This window comes from Salmonella sp. SAL-020 (assembly GCF_017372215.1).
Classification (GTDB): Bacteria; Pseudomonadota; Gammaproteobacteria; order Enterobacterales; family Enterobacteriaceae; genus Salmonella; species Salmonella enterica.
Map to the genome: position 1 here is coordinate 3,137,669 of NZ_CP071690.1, position 24,873 is coordinate 3,162,541.

General features: G+C 53.1%; 22 protein-coding genes, 5 tRNA genes and 2 other RNA genes. 1 reads left to right on the plus strand and 28 read right to left on the minus strand.

Annotated elements, in window-relative coordinates:
* Nucleotides 1-49 precede the first annotated feature (49 nt).
* Nucleotides 50-988 carry a CDF family zinc transporter ZitB gene (gene zitB, locus J1G48_RS15375; protein ID WP_000951250.1) on the plus strand — a complete coding sequence of 313 codons (939 nt, stop codon included), beginning with the start codon at nucleotides 50-52 and terminating at the stop codon, nucleotides 986-988.
* Here the strand turns inward: zitB and pnuC are convergent.
* The 28 genes from pnuC to sdhC all read right to left on the minus strand — a co-directional run bounded on the left by pnuC (nucleotide 985) and on the right by sdhC (nucleotide 24,799).
* Nucleotides 985-1,704, minus strand: coding sequence for a nicotinamide riboside transporter PnuC (pnuC, locus tag J1G48_RS15380; RefSeq protein WP_000345361.1), 720 nt, complete (start codon nucleotides 1,702-1,704; stop codon nucleotides 985-987). The two genes, zitB and pnuC, sit on opposite strands and share 4 nt — an antisense overlap.
* Before the next feature lie 24 nt (nucleotides 1,705-1,728).
* Nucleotides 1,729-2,772: a quinolinate synthase NadA gene (gene nadA / locus J1G48_RS15385; RefSeq protein ID WP_000115336.1), complete on the minus strand. Its 1,044-nt coding sequence runs from the start codon at nucleotides 2,770-2,772 to the stop codon at nucleotides 1,729-1,731.
* A gap of 294 nt (nucleotides 2,773-3,066) precedes the next feature.
* Nucleotides 3,067-3,192, minus strand: a non-coding RNA gene (locus J1G48_RS15390) — RtT sRNA.
* A gap of 29 nt (nucleotides 3,193-3,221) precedes the next feature.
* A non-coding RNA gene (locus J1G48_RS15395) (RtT sRNA) lies at nucleotides 3,222-3,347 on the minus strand.
* Between the two features lie 29 nt (nucleotides 3,348-3,376).
* Nucleotides 3,377-3,452, minus strand: a tRNA-Lys gene (locus tag J1G48_RS15400).
* A gap of 134 nt (nucleotides 3,453-3,586) precedes the next feature.
* Nucleotides 3,587-3,662 (minus strand) — tRNA-Lys (locus J1G48_RS15405).
* A 139-nt stretch (nucleotides 3,663-3,801) separates the two neighbouring features.
* A tRNA-Lys gene (locus tag J1G48_RS15410) sits at nucleotides 3,802-3,877 on the minus strand.
* A 3-nt stretch (nucleotides 3,878-3,880) separates the two neighbouring features.
* Nucleotides 3,881-3,956 (minus strand) — tRNA-Val (locus J1G48_RS15415).
* 136 nt (nucleotides 3,957-4,092) lie between these two features.
* A tRNA-Lys gene (locus tag J1G48_RS15420) sits at nucleotides 4,093-4,168 on the minus strand.
* A gap of 164 nt (nucleotides 4,169-4,332) precedes the next feature.
* The gene (gene cpoB, locus J1G48_RS15425; RefSeq protein WP_000097553.1) at nucleotides 4,333-5,121 is read right to left on the minus strand and encodes a cell division protein CpoB; all 789 of its coding nucleotides are present in this window, start codon (nucleotides 5,119-5,121) and stop codon (nucleotides 4,333-4,335) included.
* Nucleotides 5,122-5,130: 9 nt separating this feature from the next.
* The gene (gene pal, locus J1G48_RS15430) at nucleotides 5,131-5,655 is read right to left on the minus strand and encodes a peptidoglycan-associated lipoprotein Pal (protein WP_001176621.1); all 525 of its coding nucleotides are present in this window, start codon (nucleotides 5,653-5,655) and stop codon (nucleotides 5,131-5,133) included.
* 34 nt (nucleotides 5,656-5,689) lie between these two features.
* Nucleotides 5,690-6,982, minus strand: coding sequence for a Tol-Pal system beta propeller repeat protein TolB (gene tolB / locus J1G48_RS15435; protein WP_001562341.1), 1,293 nt, complete (start codon nucleotides 6,980-6,982; stop codon nucleotides 5,690-5,692).
* Nucleotides 6,983-7,105: 123 nt separating this feature from the next.
* Nucleotides 7,106-8,284, minus strand: a complete 1,179-nt coding sequence (tolA, locus tag J1G48_RS15440) for a cell envelope integrity protein TolA (RefSeq protein ID WP_000030577.1) — start codon at nucleotides 8,282-8,284, stop codon at nucleotides 7,106-7,108.
* 64 nt (nucleotides 8,285-8,348) lie between these two features.
* Nucleotides 8,349-8,777 carry a colicin uptake protein TolR gene (gene tolR, locus J1G48_RS15445; protein WP_000124676.1) on the minus strand — a complete coding sequence of 143 codons (429 nt, stop codon included), beginning with the start codon at nucleotides 8,775-8,777 and terminating at the stop codon, nucleotides 8,349-8,351.
* A gap of 3 nt (nucleotides 8,778-8,780) precedes the next feature.
* Complete coding sequence (gene tolQ, locus J1G48_RS15450) at nucleotides 8,781-9,473, minus strand: Tol-Pal system protein TolQ (protein WP_000131318.1); 693 nt, start codon at nucleotides 9,471-9,473, stop codon at nucleotides 8,781-8,783.
* The gene (gene ybgC / locus J1G48_RS15455; RefSeq protein ID WP_001046240.1) at nucleotides 9,470-9,874 is read right to left on the minus strand and encodes a tol-pal system-associated acyl-CoA thioesterase; all 405 of its coding nucleotides are present in this window, start codon (nucleotides 9,872-9,874) and stop codon (nucleotides 9,470-9,472) included. The genes tolQ and ybgC overlap by 4 nt, the downstream gene beginning before the upstream one ends.
* 228 nt (nucleotides 9,875-10,102) lie before the next feature.
* A complete protein-coding gene (ybgE, locus tag J1G48_RS15460; RefSeq protein WP_000148790.1) occupies nucleotides 10,103-10,396 on the minus strand; it encodes a cyd operon protein YbgE in 294 nt (97 codons plus the stop codon).
* Nucleotides 10,396-10,509 carry a cytochrome bd-I oxidase subunit CydX gene (gene cydX / locus J1G48_RS15465; RefSeq protein WP_000270278.1) on the minus strand — a complete coding sequence of 38 codons (114 nt, stop codon included), beginning with the start codon at nucleotides 10,507-10,509 and terminating at the stop codon, nucleotides 10,396-10,398. The genes ybgE and cydX overlap by 1 nt, the downstream gene beginning before the upstream one ends.
* Nucleotides 10,510-10,523: 14 nt before the next feature.
* A complete protein-coding gene (cydB, locus tag J1G48_RS15470) occupies nucleotides 10,524-11,663 on the minus strand; it encodes a cytochrome d ubiquinol oxidase subunit II (RefSeq protein WP_000568258.1) in 1,140 nt (379 codons plus the stop codon).
* A 15-nt stretch (nucleotides 11,664-11,678) separates the two neighbouring features.
* Nucleotides 11,679-13,247, minus strand: coding sequence for a cytochrome ubiquinol oxidase subunit I (cydA, locus tag J1G48_RS15475; RefSeq protein WP_000884371.1), 1,569 nt, complete (start codon nucleotides 13,245-13,247; stop codon nucleotides 11,679-11,681).
* Nucleotides 13,248-14,829: 1,582 nt separating this feature from the next.
* Nucleotides 14,830-15,699 carry a succinate--CoA ligase subunit alpha gene (sucD, locus tag J1G48_RS15480; protein ID WP_000114633.1) on the minus strand — a complete coding sequence of 290 codons (870 nt, stop codon included), beginning with the start codon at nucleotides 15,697-15,699 and terminating at the stop codon, nucleotides 14,830-14,832.
* Nucleotides 15,699-16,865 carry an ADP-forming succinate--CoA ligase subunit beta gene (gene sucC / locus J1G48_RS15485; RefSeq protein ID WP_001048590.1) on the minus strand — a complete coding sequence of 389 codons (1,167 nt, stop codon included), beginning with the start codon at nucleotides 16,863-16,865 and terminating at the stop codon, nucleotides 15,699-15,701. Before sucC ends, sucD begins: the two co-directional genes overlap by 1 nt.
* A gap of 141 nt (nucleotides 16,866-17,006) precedes the next feature.
* Complete coding sequence (odhB, locus tag J1G48_RS15490) at nucleotides 17,007-18,215, minus strand: 2-oxoglutarate dehydrogenase complex dihydrolipoyllysine-residue succinyltransferase (RefSeq protein WP_000099853.1); 1,209 nt, start codon at nucleotides 18,213-18,215, stop codon at nucleotides 17,007-17,009.
* A 14-nt stretch (nucleotides 18,216-18,229) separates the two neighbouring features.
* Nucleotides 18,230-21,031, minus strand: a complete 2,802-nt coding sequence (sucA, locus tag J1G48_RS15495; protein ID WP_001181500.1) for a 2-oxoglutarate dehydrogenase E1 component — start codon at nucleotides 21,029-21,031, stop codon at nucleotides 18,230-18,232.
* Between the two features lie 523 nt (nucleotides 21,032-21,554).
* Complete coding sequence (sdhB, locus tag J1G48_RS15500; protein ID WP_001537859.1) at nucleotides 21,555-22,271, minus strand: succinate dehydrogenase iron-sulfur subunit SdhB; 717 nt, start codon at nucleotides 22,269-22,271, stop codon at nucleotides 21,555-21,557.
* A gap of 16 nt (nucleotides 22,272-22,287) precedes the next feature.
* Nucleotides 22,288-24,054 (minus strand): succinate dehydrogenase flavoprotein subunit, encoded by a 1,767-nt coding sequence (sdhA, locus tag J1G48_RS15505; RefSeq protein ID WP_000775561.1) that lies wholly within the window; start codon nucleotides 24,052-24,054, stop codon nucleotides 22,288-22,290.
* Nucleotides 24,054-24,401: a succinate dehydrogenase membrane anchor subunit gene (sdhD, locus tag J1G48_RS15510; RefSeq protein WP_000254356.1), complete on the minus strand. Its 348-nt coding sequence runs from the start codon at nucleotides 24,399-24,401 to the stop codon at nucleotides 24,054-24,056. The genes sdhA and sdhD overlap by 1 nt, the downstream gene beginning before the upstream one ends.
* Nucleotides 24,395-24,799 (minus strand): succinate dehydrogenase cytochrome b556 subunit, encoded by a 405-nt coding sequence (gene sdhC, locus J1G48_RS15515; RefSeq protein ID WP_000263340.1) that lies wholly within the window; start codon nucleotides 24,797-24,799, stop codon nucleotides 24,395-24,397. The genes sdhD and sdhC overlap by 7 nt, the downstream gene beginning before the upstream one ends.
* Between the last annotated feature and the right edge of the window lie 74 nt (nucleotides 24,800-24,873).

Genomic DNA, 24,873 nt, shown 5'->3' on the forward strand with positions numbered 1-24,873 from the left:
ATCAGTATGATGTCTACAGTATTGATGAGAATAACAAAGGAATGACGTTATGGCGCACTCACACTCTCATGCCGATTCACACCTGCCGAAAGATAATAATGCTCGTCGCCTGCTTTTCGCCTTTATCGTCACTGCCGGATTTATGCTCCTTGAGGTGGTGGGCGGGATACTCTCCGGCTCTCTGGCGTTGTTGGCGGATGCGGGACATATGCTCACCGACGCGGCGGCCCTTCTTTTTGCGCTGCTGGCGGTTCAATTTTCCCGTCGTCCCCCGACTGTTCGCCACACTTTTGGCTGGCTAAGACTCACCACACTGGCGGCTTTTGTGAATGCCATTGCGTTGGTGGTCATTACCCTTCTCATTGTCTGGGAAGCGATAGAGCGCTTTTACACGCCACGTCCGGTGGCGGGCAATCTGATGATGGTAATTGCGGTTGCGGGTCTGCTGGCGAACCTGTTTGCGTTCTGGATACTCCATCGGGGAAGCGATGAAAAAAACCTGAACGTGCGCGCTGCCGCGCTACATGTGATGGGCGATTTGCTGGGTTCCGTCGGCGCAATAGTCGCCGCGTTGATCATTATCTGGACGGGCTGGACGCCAGCGGACCCGATTCTCTCTATTCTGGTTTCGGTACTGGTACTACGCAGCGCCTGGCGTTTGTTAAAAGATAGCGTCAACGAATTGCTGGAAGGCGCGCCGGTTTCACTGGATATTAATGCCTTACAGCGCCATTTAAGCCGGGAAATCCCCGAAGTCCGCAACGTACACCATGTGCATGTCTGGATGGTCGGCGAAAAACCGGTCATGACATTGCACGCTCAGGTCATTCCGCCACACGACCATGATGCGCTGCTGGAACGTATCCAGGATTTCCTGATGCACGAATACCATATTGCGCACGCTACGATTCAGATGGAGTATCAAGTGTGTCACGGCCCGGACTGTCATCTGAATCAGACGCCATCCGGGCATGTTCATCACCATTAACGGGAAAGCGCGCGCGATCCTCGCTCCCGCGCGCTGTTTATCCACAGGCGACTACCGTTCACGGCGATAAATGTCAGGATCAGATATTCCAGCGACATCGCATAGACGCCCTGCAAAGCAAAAATCACCACACTGATTACGTTGATTATCACCCACAGGAGCCAGTTTTCGACATATTTGCGTGTCATCAAAATCATCGCCACGATAGACAGCACCATCATGCAAGAGTCCCAGAACGGGAAAGCGTCCGGTTGCAGTACAGGCATTGTCACCTGTAACCCCAGCATCTGCATAATGGCGACGGCCACGCGCGTCAGGACGGCGAATACGGGATCGATATATCGCGTCATCAAACCGATAGCTATCACACATATCGCCAGCCATGCCATTGCTTTTGGCAACGGCAGCCAGCGGATTTTAAGCTCGGCTTCATTATCCTTTGTTTGCCGCGACCACGCATACCAGCCATAAATATTGGCGGCAAAGAAAAAGAGTTGCAGCAACAGGCTGGCATAAAGCTGGATCTGAAAGAAAATAATCGCAAACAGGGTGACGTTAACCAGTCCAAAAAAGTAGTTGCTGATCTTCTCCAGACTGGCAAGCCAAATACAGAGCAGGCCGGCGATGGTTCCTACCGCTTCGATCCACGAGAGATCGTACCCGCCAGCGCCAATCGGAATATGAATCAGTATGTTGTGCGTACTAAAAAAATCCATTCTCTCCCCCAAAGATTTCCGTCTTTACGCCCGAAGTGTAGCCGCAAAATCCAGCATCCGGTTGAGCGGCAGTAATGCGCCCTCGCGTAGCGCCGCATCAACCTGTATTTCATGCGCCGCGCCTCCCTGCTCCAGCCCTTCAGCAATGGCTTTCAGGCCATTCATCGCCATCCACGGACAGTGCGCGCAGCTACGGCAGGTCGCCCCCTCGCCAGCCGTGGGCGCTTCAAGCAGTTCTTTTTCAGGCACCGCCTGCTGCATTTTGTAGAAGATGCCGCGATCGGTCGCCACGATAAGCTGTCTGTGCGGCAGCGTTTTTGCCGCCTTAATAAGCTGACTGGTGGAGCCCACCGCATCGGCCATCTCGACAATGGACTGCGGCGATTCAGGGTGAACCAGAAGAGCGGCATAGGGATAGATTTTTTTTAAACGGGTCAACGCCTGGGTTTTAAACTCGTCATGCACGATACACGCCCCTTGCCAACACAGTACATCGGCCCCGGTCTGTTTTTGCACGTAATTCCCCAGGTGTCTGTCCGGCGCCCAGATAATTTTTTCCCCCAAACTATCCAGATGCTCAATCAGTTCTACGGCGATACTGGAGGTCACAACCCAGTCCGCACGCGCTTTAACAGCAGCCGAGGTGTTAGCATAGACCACTACGGTTCTGTCAGGGTGCGCATCACAAAAAGCGCTAAATTCGTCTATTGGGCAGCCTAAATCCAGCGAACATTCCGCCGCCAGCGTAGGCATAAGAATGTTTTTTTCCGGGCTGAGGATTTTGGCGGTTTCCCCCATAAACCGTACGCCCGCTACCAGTAACGTGGATGCGGCGTGCTTCGCGCCGAAACGGGCCATTTCCAGCGAGTCGGAAATACAGCCGCCGGTTTCTTCTGCTAACTGTTGAATTTCCGGATCGGTGTAGTAGTGCGCCACCATGACGGCATTGCGCTCTTTGAGCAAACGCTTGATTTTCTCACGATAAAATTGCTTTTCATCGTCGTTCAACGGCGTTGGTTTCGGCGGGAACGGGTAGATTGCGGCTTGTGGGTCAAACATTACGCTCATCGTGGTTTCTCGTTTTACTGACTTAACGAAATAACCGAATGAAAGCGTAACAAACGCCACAATCGGTTAATTTGTTTTATATGCTAAACAAGATAGCTGATTCAATAAGGAAAGTCACAATAATTACGTAGCCCCATATCTGATGGCGGCGTAACGTCTTATCTGGCCTACGTGAGCGGTGCCGTCTGTAGGTCTGATAAGCGCAGCGCATCAGGCAAGACCCAAACCTGCGGCAGGTTCGAATCTTCCATATTGCAGATAGCAAAAAGGCGCCGCCAGCGCCCTCTTTTACATTGGTGGGTCGTGCAGGATGACTCGCTTCGCTCGCCCTTCGGGCCGTCGCCGCAAGCGGCTCCGTTGTCTCACTGCGTGAGTCCAGAACCTGCGGCAGGTTCGAATCTTCCATATCGCAGATAGCAAAAAAGCGCCTTTAGGGCGCTTTTTTACATTGGTGGGTCGTGCAGGATGACTCGCTTTGCTCGCCCTTCGGGCCGTCGCCGCAAGCGGCTCCGTTGTCTCACTACGTGAGACCCGGACCTGCGGTAGGTTCGAATCTTCCATATCGCAGATAGCAAAAAAGCGCCTTTAGGGCGCTTTTTTACATTGGTGGGTCGTGCAGGATTCGAACCTGCGACCAATTGATTAAAAGTCAACTGCTCTACCAACTGAGCTAACGACCCCTTGGATAAGGGTTACTGCTTCAATCATTCAGGATGGTGGGTCGTGCAGGATGACTCGGCTTTGCCTCGCCCTTCGGGCCGTTGCTAAAGCAACATTATCCTTCACGTTCTCTACCAGTTACCACCTTGTATATTGGTGGGTCGTGCAGGATTCGAACCTGCGACCAATTGATTAAAAGTCAACTGCTCTACCAACTGAGCTAACGACCCATACGGGTGCTGCCTGAAAGATTTTACTCGGACCATCTAAAGATGGTGGGTCGTGCAGGATGACTCGGCTTCGCCTCGCCCTACAGGTTGCTGACGCAACGTTATCCTTCACGTTCAACATCTGAGTTTGATGTTAAATTGGTGGGTCGTGCAGGATTCGAACCTGCGACCAATTGATTAAAAGTCAACTGCTCTACCAACTGAGCTAACGACCCAAGTGGTGGGTGATGACGGGATCGAACCGCCGACCCCCTCCTTGTAAGGGAGGTGCTCTCCCAGCTGAGCTAATCACCCGATACTACGCTGGATATTACTGACTAACCGAAGTTAGTGGTGGGTCGTGCAGGATGACTCGGCTTCGCCTCGCCCTACGGGCCGTTGCTGACGCAACGTTATCCTTCACGTTTTATTCTCGTTTCCACCGAACGATTGGTGGGTCGTGCAGGATTCGAACCTGCGACCAATTGATTAAAAGTCAACTGCTCTACCAACTGAGCTAACGACCCACTTTTGCGTTGCTTTCGAGTTGTTTAATATCCCGTGGCAACGGCGGCATATATTACTGATTTCAGATTTGAGCGCAACAAAAATTTCGACGCAGAGGGCTCAACTGCTTAGGAATCGCACGACGCGACCAGAAAAAAGGCGTTTTCTGGTCGCATGGTACGCATTACATCGCGTTAAGACGCTTCTGCGCCTGTTTCGCGCCATCAGTGCCAGGATATTTGTTAATCACCTGCTGATAAACCGCTTTCGCTTTTGCCGTATCACCTTTGTCCTGCATGATAACGCCAACTTTGTACATCGCGTCCGCAGCCTTCGGCGACTTAGGATAGTTTTTTACTACCGAGGCGAAATAATAGGCGGCGTCATCTTTTTTACCCTTGTTGTAATTCAACTGGCCCAGCCAATAATTGGCGTTCGGCTGATAAGTAGAATCAGGGTATTTCTTGATGAAGTTCTGAAACGCCACAATCGCATCATCCTGGCGAGACTTATCCTGCACCAGCGCAATTGCCGCATTGTAATCGGTATTCGCATCGCCACTTTGTACCGGCGCCCCTGAGGTTGCCGTACCGGCATCCGGGGCGGGGGTCGCAGTGGTTGCCGTCCCGCTCTGGTCACCAGCTGCTGGCTGCGCTGCGCCGCCATTATTCAAGCTCCCCAGCTGCAGCATAATTTGCTTCTGGCGCTCCATCACCTGATTCAGTTGATACTGATTTTCCTGGATTTGGCCGCGCAAAGAATCGATATCGGACTGATTATCGGAGAGCTGCTGCTGAAGTTGGGTTAAAAGCTGGCTGTGAGCGTTAGAGATACGCTCAAGTTGAGTGACGCGGTCTTCGACCGAGCCTGAGCCGACACTACTGATTGGCGCCTGAGCAAAAGCGGCCCAGGGGGCCGCTATGCCAACCAGTAACGACAGACTCAACAGGTGATGTCTGAAGTTACTGCTCATGCAATTCTCTTAGTAAACCAGTACAGCGCGACGGTTCTTAGCGTAAGCCGCTTCGTCGTGGCCCAGTACGGCAGGTTTTTCTTTACCGTAAGAAACGATGGAGATCTGGTCAGCGGAAACGCCTTTACCCTGCAGGTACATTTTAACGGCGTTAGCACGACGTTCGCCCAGGGAGATGTTGTACTCCGGAGTACCGCGTTCGTCCGCGTGACCTTCTACGGTGACTTTGTAAGACGGGTTGCTACGCAGGAAGTTAGCGTGCGCATCCAGCATTGCCGCGAAGTCAGAACGGATATCGTACTTGTCGAGATCGAAGTAAACGATGTTGTTCTGCTGCAGCTGCTGCATCTGCAGACGCGCTTGCTCTTCAGATGACATGTTGCCGTTGCCGTTAGCGTCCATACCAGTGCCGGCGCCGTTCAGCATGCCGCCTTCGCTACCGTCATTGCTGGCGTTCTTGTTGGAAGAACATGCCGCGATTGCCATAACAGGCAGGGCAATCATCAGGCCCTTCAGCACTTTGTTCAGTTGCATTTCTTTAATTCCTTTAGTAATCAATTAATTATTATCACAGATACGGCGACCAGGCAGGCGATTTCACCTGACCATCAGTTGCCGGAAGACGCGCTTTGAAACGCCCATCTGTAGAAACCAAATTCAGCACAGATCCCATCCCCTGAGAAGAGCTGTAGATTACCATCGTGCCGTTAGGTGCCAGACTTGGCGTTTCATCCAGGAACGTTGACGACAGAACCTGTACGCCACCCGTCACCAGATCTTGTTTGGCAATGTGCTGCTGCCCGTTATTTGAGCTTACCATTACCATAAATTTACCGTCGCTGCTGACATCCGCATCCTGGTTTTGCGAACCTTCCCAGGTAATACGCTGCGCCGCACCGCCGTTAATGTTCATTTTATACACTTGCGGACGTCCAGCCTGGTCAGAGGTAAAGGCCAGAGTCTGGCTGTCCGGGAACCAGGTCGGCTCCGTATTGTTGCTACGCCCGTCCGTTATCTGACGAATCTGGCCGGAAGCAAGATCCATAACGTACAGGTTCAGACTTCCGGTTTTCGATAACGCGAACGCCAGTTTCGTCCCATCCGGCGAGAAGGCCGGCGCGCCGTTGTGACGCGGGAAGGACGCAACCTGACGCACTGCGCCGTTTGCCAGCGTCTGGATAACCAGCGCGGAGCGACCGCTTTCAAATGTCACGTAAGCCAGTTTTGAGCCGTCCGGAGACCACGCCGGAGACATCAACGGCTGCGGAGAACGGTGCACCACAAACTGATTGTAACCATCGTAATCCGACACACGCAGTTCATACGGGAACTGACCGCCATTAGTCTGTACCACATAGGCGATACGAGTACGGAACGCGCCCTTAATGCCCGTCAGTTTTTCAAAGACTTCGTCACTGGCGGTATGACCTGCATAACGCAGCCACTGCTTGTTCACTTTATAAGAATTTTGCGCCAGTACAGTCCCCGGCGCGCCGCCAGTGTCAACCAGCTGATAAGCAACATTGTAGGAACCGTCCGGATTCGGCGTTACCTGCCCAACGACGACGGCATCAATACCCAGCGCAGACCATGCGGTAGGCTGAACTTCCTGAGCGGTGGCTGGCTGCTGCGGCAGTCGGGACCGGTCTAACGGATTAAATTTACCGCTATTACGTAAATCTGCCGCCACGATGCCGCCGATATCTTCAGGCGCAGCGCCCGGCCCGGCCCATTTAAAAGGCACAACGCCAATCGGTCGCGCCGAGTCCACCCCCTGGGTGATCTCGATACGGACTTCTGCGTGCAGCACCGCCGCCCACAGCATCAGAAAACCAAATGCTACTCGTAATGCCTGCTTCATCATATCTCCCATACCTGGGCCTGCGACCCACGATAATTTAGCAGAATGTTAACAAACTCAAATACACAAAACCACCAGGACCAGTAACAACTCAACCGCTCCAACTTCCATAAAGAAAAGTATCTACAGTTTAAAGTCTAGTTTGGCATCCTTTATTTTCTCATAAACAGCCTGGCTTGGCGGTTTAGGAATTTTCGCGGTTTTTGCCGCCATTAACGCCGCCTGACAAAGCGCCGGATCGCCGCCCTCAGACGTAATGCTTTTTAATGAGCCATCCGGCGCCAGGCTAATATGCAAGACACATTGTTTGCCCTGATACAGGCTCGCATCATACAGACGGCTCTGAATGGCGACCTGAATCTGTTTCGCGTAGGCGCTGATATCAGCGCCTGTCGCCCCACCGTTAGCGCCCGATGTACCGCTATCTTTCGATGGCTGACCATTCCCTTTCGCGCCGCCGCCGGTTTTCGGCGCATTCTTACCCGAGCTGAGATCGCCAAGCAGATCGTCGACGCCTTCTGCGGCGGCCGCTTTTTCGGCAGCCGCTTTCTTCTTAGCGTCCGCCGCTGCTTTCGCCGCCGCGGCATCCGCTTTCTTCTTCGCCTCCGCCGCCGCTTTCGCCGCCTCGGCATCCGCTTTCTTCTTCGCCTCCGCCGCCGCTTTCGCCGCTTCGGCTTCCGCTTTCTTCTTCGCCTCCGCCGCCGCTTTCGCCGCTTCGGCTTCCGCTTTCTTCTTCGCGTCCGCTGCCGCTTTTACCGCCTCGGCTTCCGCTTTCTTCTTCGCGTCCGCCGCCGCTTTCGCCGCCTCGGCCTCCGCTTTCTTCTTCGCGTCCGCCGCCGCTTTCGCCGCTTCGGCCTCCGCTTTTTTCTTCGCGTCCGCCGCCGCTTTCGCCGCTTCTTCGGCCTGTTGCTGCTGCTGTTGCGCCAGTTTTGCCGCTTCTTCAGCCTGCTTTTGCTGCTCCTGAGCCGCTAAACGTTCTTTCTCAAGTTGTTTCAACCGCTCCTGTTCGGCAGCCTGCTTCTGCTGCAGCTCCTCTGCTTGCTGCTGTTGCAGCTTTTTACGCTCTTCTTCCGCGCGTCTGGCGCTGGCCTGTTGATCCTGCTGACGGTTGTACTGCTGCACAACGGCGCCAGGATCGACCATCACCGCGTCGATAGCGGAACCACCGCCGCCGCCGGCAGAAGCCTCTATATGCTCATCAAACGAACTCCAGATCAGCACTGCAAATAAGATGATATGCAGCACGGCTGAAATAATTATCGCCCGTTTGAGCTTGTCGTTTTGTTCGGTTGCCTTTGACACTCTCGGTTCCCAAAAAACTGTTCGCCTGTTACTCGCCGTCTTTCAAGCCAACGGGACGCAGACTTCAGATTGGCTGCGTCATTAAGCCAACCGATTTTACGCCCGCGCTGTGTAACAAGTTCAGCGCTTTAATTATTTCATCGTACGGCACCTCTTTCGCGCCGCCGATTAAAAAGACTGTTTTCGGATTAGCCTGCAGATGACGCTTTACTTCTGCGATCACCTGTTCAGACGGCAGTTGATCCATTCGATCTTTATCAACCACTACGCTGTATTGCCCTACTCCGGAAACCTCAATAATGACCGGTGGATCGTCGTTACTACTGACCGCCTGCGACTGATTCGCCTCCGGCAAGTCGACCTCCACGCTCTGGGTAATGATCGGCGCGGTTGCCATAAAGATCAGCAGCAACACCAACAGTACGTCGAGTAGCGGTACAATATTGATTTCGGACTTAAGTTCGCGACGACCTCGTCCACGCGTTCTGGCCATGGCTTACCCCTTGTTGCTTTCGCTTACGGTAAACGCCTGGCGGTGCAGAATCGCGGTGAACTCTTCCATAAAGTTGTCGTAATTCAGTTCCAGCTTGTTCACGCGCTGATTCAGTCGGTTGTAAGCCATAACCGCAGGGATGGCGGCAAACAGACCAATCGCCGTGGCAATCAATGCTTCGGCAATACCCGGCGCAACCATTTGCAGAGTCGCCTGTTTCACCGCGCCCAGGGCGATAAACGCATGCATAATCCCCCATACGGTGCCAAACAGACCGATATAAGGACTGATTGAGCCTACCGTGCCAAGAAACGGGATATGCGTTTCCAGCGTTTCCAGCTCTCGGTTCATGGAGATGCGCATCGCACGCGACGCCCCCTCTACCACTGCCTCCGGCGCATGGCTGTTGGCGCGATGGAGCCGGACAAACTCTTTGAACCCGCTATAAAAGATTTGTTCCGAGCCCGACAGACTATCGCGCCTCCCCTGGCTTTCCTGGTACAGACGCGATAGTTCGATTCCGGACCAGAATTTATCTTCAAACGCTTCCGCCTCACGCGCAGCGGCGTTCAGAATACGCGTTCGCTGGATAATGATGGCCCAGGATGCTATTGAAAAACCAATCAAAATCAACATGATAAGTTTAACCAGAAGGCTTGCCTTCAGGAACAAATCAAGGATATTCATGTCAGTCACTGCTTAAACTCCGCGACAATAGACTTAGGAAGCGCACGAGGCTTCATTTTGAGTGGATCAACGCAAACAATCAGAACCTCTGCTTCATTTAGCAGCGTGTTCTCTGCGTTGACAATGCGTTGCGTGAAAACCAAAGCGGTGCCACGCATTGACGTAATTTCTGTTTGAACTTCAAGCATATCGTCGAGCCGCGCAGGCGCATAGTATTCCAGCGTCATCTTGCGCACCACAAAGGCGACCCGCTCCGCCAGCAGCACCTGTTGGCTGAAGTGATGGTGACGCAGCATCTCCGTGCGCGCTCTTTCATAAAAAGCGACATAGCTGGCGTGATAAACCACACCGCCGGCGTCCGTGTCTTCGTAATAAACTCGAATTGGCCATCGAAACATATACTTATTCATCCCTGCAGCCTCTTTATTGGCGTCATCCGCTTGCCGCCGTAATGCCTCAAGAATGCCGTTGTATATCGCCTTGTATTCACTTTATATCCCGGTAATGCAACAAAAGTAGAGCTTTTAAACGTTGCTACTATACGCGTGGGAATGAGGCTTGGGAATGGGGGGAAGTTAAGGGAGAGTAAAAATATATGGGCTTATGCAAGCCCCTATATTTTTAAGGAGGTTTCTTATTCACAAGAAGAAGAAAATCAGGCCGACGATAAGGACGATATCCGCAAGGAGCGGACAAAAAATCCCTTGCCAGTGTACGGATTCAGGGCGAAAACCCACGCCGTGGATTATGCCTGCGCAAACCGCCCACATCAGCAATAATCCGTGCCAGATTTCAAGCGTGCTGGTCCTGGCGGCAAACCGTGACGGGTCCCAGAACATACATCCTGCCAGCACTATCGCCATCACGAAGGAAAGCGCCCTTAACGGGCGCTTGTCCATTACCGCATACAGTTTTGCGATAATATGGGTCATTAGCTTTCTTCTTGACCGGTTTTACCCGCTTCAACGTGCTCAAGCGCCAGGGCGGTAATGATCCCGAATGCACAGGCAAGAAGCGTTCCCAGAATCCATGCGAAATACCACATTTTAAGCTCCTTACTTAGTACAGAGAGTGGGTGTTGCTTTCAATATGTTCTTTAGTGATACGACCGAACATTTTCCAGTAACACCAGCTGGTGTAGATCAGAATGATCGGTACGAACACCGCCGCAACCCAGGTCATCAGGTTCAGCGTCATCTGGCTGGATGTCGCATCCCACATGGTCAGGCTGGCATTCATCATCGTGCTGGACGGCATCACAAATGGGAACATAGCGATACCCGCCGTCAGAATAATGCAGGCCAGGGTCAGCGAAGAGAACAGGAATGCCCACGCGCCTTTCTCCATACGGGAAGTCAGGATAGTCAGCAGCGGCAGAACCACGCCCAGAGCCGGAACCAACCACAGGATCGGAGCATTATTAAAGTTCACCAGCCAGGCGCCAGCTTCACGCGCCACTTCTTTAGTCAGCGGGTTAGAGGCGGCATGATGGTCAATCGCGGATGTCACGACATAACCATCAATACCATACATTACCCAAACGCCCGCCAGCGCAAAGCACACTAATGTCACCAGCGCCGCAATCTGCGAGGTGGCGCGCGCGCGCAGGTGCAGTTCGCCAACGGTGCGCATTTGCAGGTAAGTCGCCCCCTGCGTGATGATCATCCCTACGCTTACGATACCCGCCAGCAGACCAAACGGGTTCAGCAACTGGAAGAAGTTACCGGTGTAGTACAGACGCAGATACTCATCCACGTGGAACGGTACGCCCTGCAACAGGTTGCCAAAGGCCACGCCAATCACCAGCGGCGGCACAAAGCTACCGATGAACACGCCCCAGTCCCACATGTTGCGCCAGCGCGGGTCTTCAATCTTGGAACGGTAATCAAAACCGACCGGACGGAAGAACAAAGACGCCAGCACCAGGATCATCGCTACATAGAAACCGGAGAACGCCGCGGCGTAAACCATCGGCCAGGCAGCAAACAACGCACCGCCCGCGGTGATCAACCACACCTGGTTACCGTCCCAGTGCGGGGCGATAGAGTTAATCATAATTCGACGTTCGGTGTCGTTACGACCGAGGAAACGGGTGAGCATCCCCACCCCCATGTCGAACCCATCGGTGACAGCGAAACCAATTAGCAAAATGCCAACCAGCAGCCACCAGATAAAACGTAGTACTTCATAATCGATCATTTGACGACTCCTGTCTTAGCGTGCCGGCTGAGAAGTCACGGTGGACTGCTCAAAGTGATAGCGACCGGTTTTCAGGCTGCTTGGGCCAAGGCGTGCAAATTTGAACATCAGGAACAATTCTGCCACCAGGAACAGGGTATACAGGCCGCAAATCAGGAGCATGGAGAACAGCAGATCGCCTACGGTCAGCGATGAGTTCGCCACGGCTGTCGGCAACACTTCGCCGATCGCCCACGGCTGACGACCATACTCGGCGACGAACCAACCTGCTTCAACCGCAATCCACGGCAGTGGAATACCGTATAGCGCCGCGCGCAACAGCCATTTTTTCTCACCGATGCGGTTACGAATCACGCTCCAGAAGGAAAGTGCGATGATCGCCAGCAGCAGGAAGCCGCACGCCACCATGATACGGAAAGCGAAGTACAGCGGCGCAACGCGAGGAATGGAATCTTTCGTCGCTTGCTGGATCTGCGCTTCGGTCGCGTCAGTCACATTAGGCGTATAGCGTTTCAGCAGCAGGCCGTAACCGAGATCTTTCTTCATGCTGTTGAACTGGTCGCGAACGGCCTGGTCGGTAGAACCGGCGCGCAGCTGCTCCAGCAGTTCATAGGCTTTCATCCCGTTACGGATACGCTCTTCATGCTGAACCATGAGATCTTTCAGGCCAATAACCGGCGTGTCCACGGAACGCGTAGCGATAATACCGAGCGCATAAGGGATCTGAATCGCCAGATGGTTTTCCTGTTTGTCCTGGTCAGGAATACCGAACAAGGTAAAGGAGGCCGGAGCAGGTTGCGTTTCCCATTCAGCTTCAATCGCAGCGAGCTTGGTTTTCTGCACGTCGCCCATTTCGTAACCGGATTCGTCGCCGAGTACGATAACGGACAGTACGGCAGCCATACCGAAGCTGGCGGCAATAGCAAAGGAGCGTTTAGCAAAGGCGAAGTCACGACCTTTCAGCATGTAGTAAGCGCTGATACCGAGGATGAACATCGCGCCGGTGACATAGCCGGACGCCACAGTATGAACAAATTTCACCTGTGCTACCGGGTTCAGCACCAGTTCAGAGAAGCTCACCATTTCCATACGCATGGTTTCGAAATTGAAATCCGCAGCGATTGGGTTTTGCATCCAGCCGTTCGCTACCAGAATCCACAACGCGGAGAGGTTGGACCCCAGAGCCACCAGCCAGGTGACGCACATATGCTGAACTTTACTCAGACGATCCCAGCCGAAGAAGAACAGACCTACAAAGGTGGATTCGAGGAAGAAGGCCATCAAACCTTCGATGGCCAGCGGCGCACCGAAGATGTCCCCAACATAGTGGGAGTAGTACGACCAGTTTGTCCCGAACTGGAACTCCATGGTCAAACCGGTAGCCACACCCAGAGCAAAGTTGATACCAAACAACTTGCCCCAGAACTTGGTCATATCTTTATAAATCTGTTTGCCGGAAAGGACGTATACCGTTTCCATAATGGCCAGCAGGAACGCCATACCGAGCGTTAGCGGCACAAACAGGAAGTGGTACATCGCGGTCAAGGCAAACTGTAAGCGCGACAGTTCGACTATATCTAACATCATGACTCCTTGCTCATCGCATGAAGACTCCGAGAGTGAACCCCGTTAGAAAGGGTCACACGCATGCCCCAATACAAATTTATTTGCGGCCTCTCATCGTACTATCCCCTCGGGAAGGAAACAGTAATGATGAAAGGTTACAAACATGTTAATAAAAAACCCAAATTGATCCCGCAAATATATTACGCCGTAAAACCCTTACAATAAACAGGTTTTTAGTGGGTCAGATTTGCTTTTTTCGACAGCGATCAATTTATGGCTAATCTATCGCTTTTCAGGGAATTTGATCACGGACAATTTAACCAGTTTTGATGCTCTTTTCCAACATTTAAATATTGATTAAAATCAATTTTTGAAGTTAATGTTAATAATGTTTATTCATTGAATGCATGGTGAATTTTTTGTTAACTTTTTGTTTTTGCAAAGAGTAATTTCCAACCCCCTGTAAAAAGAGGCTTATTCGATAAGGCTAAACATTTTGTGCGTTTTTTACTGCCCCGCATCCAGTAAAAAACATTCCACATTGATGTTCAATTATTGCTAAATAGCTCACAGATTTTTTCTGCAGGTTATCAACACTTATTATTTTATACATTTAGTCTATTTTTATTTTACTTATAATTAACACCGCAAAGAAACTATCTCATTGCACACGCGCCATCATCCCACCGGGATTACCCTGCCCCAACTTCCCTTTCCCGACGACTAACGGCCAGGATCATCTTGCCAGGTTATCGCCTTAATTATCGCTAATAAGCCTTCCAGATAGCCAGGATCAAACATTTTATTCGCTAATTTTTCTTTATTTCAACAACACCGTATTTACCTCTCCATAATTATTATAGCGAAGATTCTGTTATCACCTTCACAGATTTACCCTCAATTTCTACGTCACTCATAGTGATAATTCTGTTTATTCGCAGCCATAAATACCCTTTAGACATAATTAATCACGAACGAATAGTGCCAATAAGTTCTTAATAATTTTTAAAGTTAACCTCTTTTAACCAGCAAAAGTTCATATGATTTATTAAACGATACCTTTAATACTTCATGGAAATAATGTCGGTACTCTTATGATTAAAATAGCTGTTTTATTCTGCCATTAAACAAGCAGTCTGTGTAAGCGCGATACATCTGAGGAGACATGTAGTTCGCGCTCAGGCAAACATGCGCGGCCACAGAGTCAAGCGTCAATTTACTATAGAGGTTAGCGTCAACATAGTGTAATGCTGCGATGCGCTTTTTTCATGGCGGAAAGCGCATAATCCGTCTCCGATGAGGTCGGCAGGTCTTTCACTAAGACAGCATCTGTATTTGCTGCAAAAGAGTTAACCGGCAAACTGAGTAAATTTACTGCCGCTGCCAGACGGTTATTATCAATTATTTTTAGACTCCACCATGTTTTTTTAATGAGGCATCATTTTCCTATAGCTCAATATTTACAAAGCCAATAATTTTATATCCCGGATGCTTCACCCGTACTTTGCCACAAACAATAAAGCCATAAAAAAGGCCACCGTAAAGGTGGCCAACCATGTCGAAAACGGACATTTATCTGTTCCCGCAAGAACAGCGAGTTTTATTTTATAATTGCTTTCAGCGCTTCGCCGATATCGGCCAGGCTGCGAACGGTTTTCACGCCTGCGGCTTCCAGCGCGGCGAATTTTTCATCCGCAGTGCCTTTACCACCGGCAATGATGGCGCCAGCGTGGCCCATACGTTTGCCTTTCGGCGCGGTAACACCCGCGATATAGCCAACAACCGGCTTGGTCACGTGTTCTTTAATATAAGCAGCCGCTTCTTCTTCTGCGCTACCGCCGATCTCGCCGATCATCACGATCGCTTCAGTCTGCGGATCTTCCTGGAACAGTTTCAGGATGTCGATGAAGTTAGAGCCCGGAATCGGGTCGCCGCCGATACCCACGCAGGTGGACTGGCCGAAACCGTAGTCGGTGGTCTGCTTAACCGCTTCATAGGTCAGCGTGCCGGAACGGGAAACGATACCCACTTTACCCGGCTTATGAATGTGACCCGGCATGATGCCGATTTTGCATTCGCCCGGGGTGATCACACCTGGGCAGTTCGGGCCGATCATGCGTACGCCCGCTTCGTCCAGCTTCACTTTCACGGTCAGCATATCCAGCGTCGGAATACCTTCGGTGATGGTGATAATCAGTTTGATGCCTGCGTCGATCGCTTCCAGAATGGAGTCTTTGCAGAACGGCGCCGGCACGTAGATAACGGATGCGGTCGCACCGGTGGCTTCTACCGCTTCGCGCACGGTGTTGAACACCGGCAGACCCAGATGCGTGGTGCCGCCTTTGCCCGGCGTTACGCCGCCGACCATTTGCGTACCGTAAGCAATCGCCTGTTCGGAGTGGAAAGTCCCCTGGCTACCGGTGAAGCCCTGGCAGATAACCTTGGTATCTTTATTAATTAAAACGGACATTATTTCCCCTCCACTGCGGCAACAACCTGCTGAGCTGCATCCGTCAGACTTTTCGCTGCAATAATATTCAGGCCACTGTCAGCCAGTTTCTTCGCGCCGAGTTCGGCGTTGTTGCCTTCCAGACGCACCACCACCGGAACGTTCACGCCCACTTCTTCCACCGCGCCGATGATACCGTCGGCAATCAGGTCACAACGGACGATACCGCCGAAGATGTTAACCAGAACCGCTTTCACGTTGTCATCCGAGAGGATGATTTTAAACGCTTCGGTGACGCGCTCTTTGGTTGCGCCGCCGCCCACGTCAAGGAAGTTAGCCGGTTCGCCGCCATGCAGCTTAACGATGTCCATGGTGCCCATCGCCAGGCCCGCGCCGTTCACCATGCAACCGATGTTGCCGTCCAGCGCGACGTAGTTCAGTTCCCACTGCGCCGCCTGCGCTTCACGCGGGTCTTCCTGAGACTGGTCACGCATTTCACGCAGATCCGGCTGGCGGAACAGCGCGTTGCCGTCAGCGCCCAGCTTGCCGTCGAGGCAAATCAGATCGCCCTGCTTAGTGATCACCAGCGGATTAATTTCGATTAGCGCCAGGTCGCGCTCAAGGAAAATGGTTGCCAGGCCCATAAAGATTTTGGTGAACTGCTGCACCAGTTTACCTTCCAGACCCAATTTGAACGCCAGTTCCCGTCCCTGATACGGCATCGGGCCGGTCAGCGGATCGAGCGCGACTTTATGGATCAGATGCGGGGTTTCCTCCGCGACTTTTTCGATCTCTACGCCGCCTTCGGTAGATGCCATAAAGACCACGCGACGAGAACTACGGTCAACCACCGCGCCGAGGTACAGTTCTTTGCCGATGTCGGTCGCCGCTTCAACCAGAATCTGGTTTACCGGTTGGCCATTAGCGTCTGTTTGATAGGTCACCAGACGTTTGCCCAGCCAGTTTTCCGCAAAGGCGCGAATCTCTTCTTTGCTTTTTACTACCTTCACACCGCCCGCTTTGCCGCGGCCGCCAGCGTGAACCTGACATTTCACTACCCACGGGCCGGCACCGATTTTAGACGCGGCTTCTTCGGCTTCACGCGGAGTAGTACAGGCATAACCCACCGGCGCCGGTAAGCCATAGCGGGCAAAAAGTTGTTTTGCCTGATATTCATGTAAGTTCATGTGTTCTGTCCATCCTTCAGGTAATCGTTATCTTTAGACCTGTAGGCCTGAAAGCTGCGCGCCATCAGGCATTACACCATCGCCGGATGGCGGCGTGAACGCCTTATCCGGCCTACAGGTAGCAGGTGATGCTCTTGCTGACTACACGTCCAACAGCAGACGGGTCGGATCTTCCAGCAACTCTTTGATGGTGACCAGGAAGCCCACGGATTCGCGACCATCGATCAGGCGATGATCGTAAGAGAGCGCCAGGTACATCATCGGCAGGATTTCCACCTTGCCATCCACCGCCATCGGCCTGTCTTTAATAGCATGCATTCCCAGAATCGCGCTCTGCGGCGGGTTGATGATCGGGGTAGACATCAGCGAACCGAATACGCCGCCGTTGGTAATGGTAAAGTTACCGCCGGTCAGGTCTTCTACGGTCAGCTTGCCGTCGCGGCCTTTGACAGCCAGTTCTTTAATTTTTTTCTCAATGTCAGCCATGCCCAGCGTATCCACGTCACGCAGGACCGGCGTGACCAGGCCGCGCGGCGTAGACACCGCCATGCTCACATCAAAGTAGTTGTGGTACACCACGTCATCGCCGTCGATAGAGGCGTTCACTTCCGGATAACGCTTCAGCGCTTCCACTACCGCTTTCACGTAGAAGGACATAAAGCCCAGGCGGATACCATGACGTTTTTCAAACACTTCGCCATACTGCTTACGCAAATCCATAATCGGCTTCATGTTGACTTCATTGAAGGTCGTCAGCATGGCGGTAGAATTTTTCGCATCCAGCAGACGCTCGGCCACGCGCTTGCGCAGGCGGGTCATTGGCACGCGTTTTTCGCCGCGCGCGCCCAGAGCGGGTTGTGCTGCAGGTTCAACAGCGGGTGCTTTAGACTCGCCTTTCGCCAGATGTTTTTCCACATCTTCACGGGTCAGACGCCCACCCACACCAGTGCCTTTAATGGCGCTGGCTTCCAGATTGTGTTCAGCCAGCAGGCGACGGATCGCCGGGCTGAGCGCATCGTTGTTTTGTTCTTCCAGCGACGCCTGCTGGCGCTGTGCCGGCGTAGACGCTTTCTCTTCAGATTTGGCGCTGGTCTCTTTACCCGCGCTGTTGCCTTCACGCAGGCGACCCAGGATCTGGCGAGAGGTGACAGTCGTCCCCTCCTCTTCCAGAACCGCATCCAGAATGCCGTCCGCTGATGCCGGTACTTCCAGTACCACTTTGTCAGTTTCGATTTCTACCAGCACTTCGTCACGAACAACCGCATCACCCGGTTTTTTATGCCAGGTGGCGACGGTCGCGTCCGCTACGGACTCAGGCAGGTCGGGAACAAGAATATCTACGCTACTCATTATTTATCCTTTATTTAATCGACGTTCAGCGCGTCATTAACCAGATCTTGTTGCTGTTTCTGGTGAACGGACATATACCCTACCGCCGGAGAGGCGGAGGCCGGGCGACCTGCATAACGCAGAGCGGCCCCAAACGGAATCACTTCACGGAAATGATGCTGACTGCAGTACCATGCGCCCTGGTTGAGCGGCTCTTCCTGGCACCAGACAAAATCATGGACGTGAGCGTATGGTTGCAGCGCTTCCTGCACCGCTTTATGCGGGAACGGATAGAGCTGTTCGATGCGCACGATAGCGACATCTTTCTGGTCGTTTTTGCGACGTTGTTCCAGCAGGTCGTAATAAACCTTACCAGAACACATTACCACGCGTTTTACGGCTTTAGGGTCCAGCTCGTCAATTTCGCCAATGGCCGGCTGGAAGGAACCGTTCGCCAGTTCATCAAGCGTGGAAACCGCCAGCGGGTGACGCAGCAGCGATTTCGGCGACATCACCACCAGCGGACGACGCATCCCGCGCAGCGCCTGACGGCGCAGCATATGGTAGACCTGCGCCGGGGTGGACGGCACGCAAACCTGCATATTCTGCTCGGCGCAAAGTTGCAGATAACGTTCCAGACGCGCGGAAGAGTGCTCCGGGCCCTGCCCTTCATAGCCATGCGGCAACAGCATCACCAGACCGCACATCCGGCCCCATTTCTGCTCGCCGGAGGAGATGAACTGGTCAATCACTACCTGCGCGCCGTTGGCAAAATCGCCAAACTGCGCTTCCCAGATAGTCAGGGTACGTGGTTCCGCCGTGGCATAACCGTATTCAAAAGCCAGTACCGCTTCTTCAGACAGCACGGAGTCCCAGACTTTAAACTGTCCCTGACCGCTGTGAATATGCTGCAACGGCGTATACGTTGAGCCGTTCGTCTGGTTGTGGATCACCGCATGACGATGGAAGAAGGTGCCGCGACCGGAGTCTTCCCCGGACAGGCGCACCGGAATGCCTTCATCGACCAGCGTGGCGTAAGCCAGATTTTCCGCACCGCCCCAGTCAAACAATTTCTCGCCTGCCGCCATTGCCTGACGGTCGCCATAAATTTTCGCCACGCGAGACTGCATTTCAATGGCTTCCGGCACGGTGCTGATACGTTTTGCCAGCTCCTGCAGACGCTTCATTTCTACCTTGTTCGGGTATGCTTCATCCCATTCGTGGTTTAGATACGGCGACCAGGTGAACGAGTGCATATTCATCGGACGCCACTCTTTCACCACGCATTCGCCTGCATCCAGCGCATCGCGATAGAGGTTAACCATTTCGGTGGCATCTTCCAGCGTCGCGACTTTGTCCGCTTCCAGCTTGTCGGCGTAGATTTTACGCGGCGTCGGATGCTTTTTGATTTTCTGGTACATCAGCGGCTGGGTTGCGCTTGGCTCGTCGGCTTCGTTGTGGCCGTGACGGCGGTAGCACACCAGATCGATGAACACATCGCGTTTAAAGGTGTTACGGAAGTCCAGCGCCAGACGGGTCACAAAAGCGACGGCTTCCGGATCGTCCGCATTGACGTGGAAAATCGGCGCCTGGACCATTTTACCGATATCGGTGCAGTAAGGCGTTGAACGCGCATCCAGTGGGTTAGAGGTGGTGAAGCCCACCTGGTTGTTGATAACGATACGTACCGTACCGCCCACTTCGTAACCGCGCGCTTTCGACATGTTCAGGGTTTCCTGAACCACGCCCTGGCCGGTCACCGCGGCGTCGCCGTGAATAGTGATCGGCAACACTTTGTTGCTGCTCGGTTCGTCCAGTCTGTCCAGACGGGCGCGCACGGAGCCCATCACCACCGGGCTCACAATTTCCAGATGCGATGGGTTAAACGCCAGCGCCAGGTGAACCAGACCGCCTTCGGTTTCGATATCTGACGAGAAGCCCATGTGATACTTCACGTCGCCGGTACCCAGATGTTCTTTATGCTTACCGGCAAATTCGTCGAACAGATCCTGCGGTTTTTTACCCAGTACGTTGATCAGCACGTTCAGGCGACCGCGGTGCGCCATCCCCAGCACCACTTCGCGAGTGCCGCTGTTACCCGCATGGCGAACCATCTCTTTCAGCATGGGTATCAGCGCATCTCCCCCCTCGAGCGAGAAACGTTTCGCACCCGGGAATTTGGCACCCAGATAACGTTCCAGCCCTTCAGCGGCGGTCAGTTCGTTCAGGAAGCGTTTTTTCTCGTCAGCGCTAAAGGCCGCACGACCGGATTCGATGCGCTGTTGGATCCAGCGTTTCTCTTCGGTGCTGGTGATGTGCATATACTCAGCGCCAATCGGGCCGCAGTAGGTCTGTTTGAGCGCGTCGAGCAGCTCGCCCAGCTTCATCGTCTCTTTGCCGCTGGCAAAGGAGCCGACATTGAAGGTTTCCTGGAAATCGGCCTCGGTCAAATCATGGAAAGAAGGGTCCAGATCCGCCACGCGTTCTTGTTTCCACAGACCCAGCGGATCGAGGTTTGCATGCTGATGGCCACGGAAACGATAAGCGTTAATAAGCTGCAGGACTTTAACCTGCTTCACATTGGTGTCAGGGTCGGAAATCGTAGAAGAGTGACGTGAGCCAGCCAACGCCTGCCGCCGGAAATATTCACGTGTTTTTGAATGGAGTTGATCCGGTTTGACTCCGGTACCAGGTAACTGCTGGAACGTCAAACGCCAGTTAGCGTCTACCGAGTCAGGATCGGTTAAGAAGTCTTCATAGAGCTGTTCTATCCAGCTCTGATTCGAACCAGAGAGGTAAGAAGAGTCCAACCAGGCTTTCAAAGCGCTGTTCTGCATCGTGATCCCTTAAGCATCTTTTCTGCTTATTTAATACTCTAAATAGGTCACGTTTCAGGAAGGCGGCAAGCTTGCGAATCCCTGGGAGCTTACATCCAGTAAGTGACCGGGGTGAGCAAGTGCAGCCAACGCACATGCAACGTGAACTATGACGAGTATTTCGCCGTGGATACTAACCACGCATACGCTGTATGCGTGCCGGGGTTCACTTGTTGCGGACTGTCGTGTCATCTGCGTCCGCTAAGGAACCTTTAAAAACTGTCTAATAATCTTCGCTGTTCAGGCTACGACTGCGTTGCGGCCTTCGCTCACTCCGGTCACATAGTTAACTATGCTCCCGAAGATTCGTTCAGACCGCGCCTTGTCTCGCTCTGAACATCTCGATTATTACTAATCATATGGCAGTTTTTAGAGGTTTCCTGCACTTCTATTGCCTGATGGCGCTGCGCTTATCAGGCCTACGGGCTTGCGCCTGTAGGCCGGATAAGACGGTACATCGCCATCCGGCAACCACTACAACTACTTATGCGCTACGCTGCAACAGCATCGACTTAATATGGCCGATAGCGCGCGTCGGGTTTAGTCCCTTAGGACATACACTGACGCAGTTCATAATGCTGTGACAGCGGAATACGCTGAATGCATCGCTCATCCCTTCCAGACGACTGTCGGTCTCGGTATCACGACTATCGATCAGGAATCGATACGCCGCGAGCAGCCCCGCCGGACCGATAAACTTATCCGGGTTCCACCAGAATGACGGGCAGGATGTTGAGCAACAGGCGCAAAGAATACATTCATACAGCCCATCGAGTTTTTCACGCTGCTCCGGCATCTGCAGATGCTCACGAGCCGGTGGATTTTGCCCATTATTCAATAAGTAAGGCTTAATCTTCTCATATTGTGCGTAGAATTGCCCCATGTCTACCACCAAATCGCGGATCACCGGCAAACCGGGCAGCGGGCGAATCACAATCTTCTTACCCGGCTGAGTCAGCGCCGAAATAGGGGTAATACAGGCCAGACCATTCTTACCGTTCATATTCAAACCATCAGAACCGCACACACCTTCGCGGCAGGAACGACGGAAAGAAAGGCTGGGATCTTTTTCTTTAAGCTGGATTAACGCATCCAGCAGCATCATGTCGCGCCCTTCTTCGCCTTCCAGGGTGTAATCCTGCATACGCGGAGCGTTATCGACATCCGGGTTATAACGATAAATCGAAAATTCGAGTTTCATCATCCTGTCTCCGCAATTAATAAGTACGAATCTTCGGCGGGAACGCCGGACGCAGTTTCGGCTCCATATTGACGCTTCGGCGCGTCATGGATTCCGTTTGCGGCTGATACAGGGTATGACACAACCAGTTGGCATCATCACGCTCCGGGAAATCGAAGCGGCTATGCGCGCCGCGGCTTTCCGTTCGGAAGTTGGCTGATACGGCAGTGGCGTAGGCGGTTTCCATCAGGTTATCCAGCTCCAGACACTCAACACGCTGGGTATTAAACTCGCTGGACGTGTCATCCAGACGGGCGTTTTTCAGACGCTCGCGGATCACTTTCAACTGCTCAAGCCCTTTCGCCATCGCGTCGCCTTCACGGAATACGGAGAAGTTATGCTGCATACACTCCTGCAACGCTTTGCGGATAGCCACCGGATCTTCGCCATTGCGGTTATTGTTCCAGCGATTCAGGCGCTCCAGAGAACCTTCAACGTCAGACTCGCTGGCGTCGCGCAGCACGCCCTGCTCGGCGATGGATTCCTGTAAATGCAGCCCCGCCGCGCGGCCAAAGACCACCAGATCCAGCAGTGAGTTACCGCCCAGACGGTTGGCGCCGTGAACCGATACACAGGCGATTTCGCCTACCGCAAACAGCCCCGGAATGACCACGTCTTCGCCCTGCTCGTTCACGGTCAGCGCCTGACCGGTCACTTTAGTCGGAATACCGCCCATCATGTAGTGGCAGGTCGGGATAACCGGAATCGGCTCTTTCACCGGGTCAACGTGGGCGAAAGTACGGGACAGCTCCAGGATACCCGGCAGGCGAGATTCCAGCACCTCTTTACCCAGGTGATCCAGTTTCAGTTTAGCGTGCGGCCCCCACGGACCATCACAGCCGCGGCCTTCACGGATTTCGATCATGATGGAACGCGCCACCACGTCACGACCCGCCAGGTCTTTGGCATTCGGCGCATAACGCTCCATAAAGCGCTCGCCGTGTTTGTTCAGCAGGTAACCGCCTTCGCCGCGGCAGCCTTCTGTCACCAGCACGCCCGCCCCGGCGATGCCGGTCGGGTGGAACTGCCACATTTCCATGTCCTGCACCGGGACACCGGCACGCAGCGCCATACCGACACCGTCACCGGTGTTGATGTGAGCGTTGGTGGTGGACTGGTAGATACGGCCTGCGCCGCCGGTCGCCAGCACCGTCGCGCGGGCTTTGAAGTACACCACTTCACCGGTTTCGATGCACAGTGCGGTACACCCCACCACCGCGCCATCCTGGTTTTTCACCAGATCCAGCGCATACCATTCGGAGAAAATCGTGGTGTGGTTTTTCAAATTCTGTTGATACAACGTGTGCAGCAAGGCGTGACCGGTACGGTCAGCCGCCGCCGCGGTACGTGCCGCCTGCTCGCCGCCAAAGTTTTTCGACTGGCCGCCGAACGGGCGCTGATAGATACGTCCATCATCAAGACGGGAGAACGGTAGCCCCATGTGCTCCAGTTCCAGAATCGCTTCCGGTCCGGTCTTACACATATATTCGATAGCATCCTGGTCACCAATGTAGTCCGACCCTTTTACGGTATCGTACATGTGCCATTCCCAGTTATCTTCATGGGTATTGCCGAGCGCCACGGTGATACCGCCCTGCGCGGAAACGGTATGGGAACGGGTCGGGAAGACTTTCGAGAGCAGCGCACAGGTTTGGCCGCTCTGGGAAATTTGCAGCGCCGCGCGCATACCTGCGCCACCGGCACCAATCACAACAGCATCAAATTCTCTGACTGGCAGTTTCATTACACACCCCACACCACAACAAATCCATAGATGACGTAAACCACCAGCGCAACAACAATAACGAGTTGCAGTATCAGACGCACTGCCAGTGGTTTAACGTAGTCGGTTAACACCTGCCACATGCCGATCCAGGCATGAATCAAGATGGAAAAAAGCGCCAGCAGGGTGAAGACTTTGGTGAAGGCCGATGAGAAGAAACCGGTCCAGGCTTCAAAGGTCAGTTCGCCGCTCGTGGCGAAAAAACCCACCATGTAGATGATGTATAACGTCAGAACGATAGCGGTAGCACGGACCAGGATGAAGTCATGTACGCCATTGCGTCCTAATGCGGAGGCGTTGCTTACCATACGAGGACTCCTGCGAGAAGTGAAAGCACGACAGTGATAACAAAAGAGATTTTGGCAGAGCGTTGACCCGCTTCGAATGTTTCTTCCAGATAGCCAAAATCCATTAACATGTGACGAATTCCCACGATGACGTGATACGCCAGCGCGGTAAGGATGCCCCACATGATAAATTTAACGATGAAGCCGTCCATGATATCGGCGGCCTGCTGGAATCCTTCCGGAGAAGAGAGGCTGGTGCCCAGTAGCCACAGTAGTATGCCGACGGCGATGAAAGTAATCACACCGGATACGCGATGGAGAATGGACGCTATCGCTGTGATGGGGAACCGAATCGTTTGTAGATCCAGATTGACAGGTCTTTGTTTTTTCACATTTCTTATCATGAATAACGCCCACATGCTGTTCTTATTATTCCCTTAAGACTTCGGTTACAGAGGTGAATCTACCTGTAGCCAGAAAGACGACGGGATTT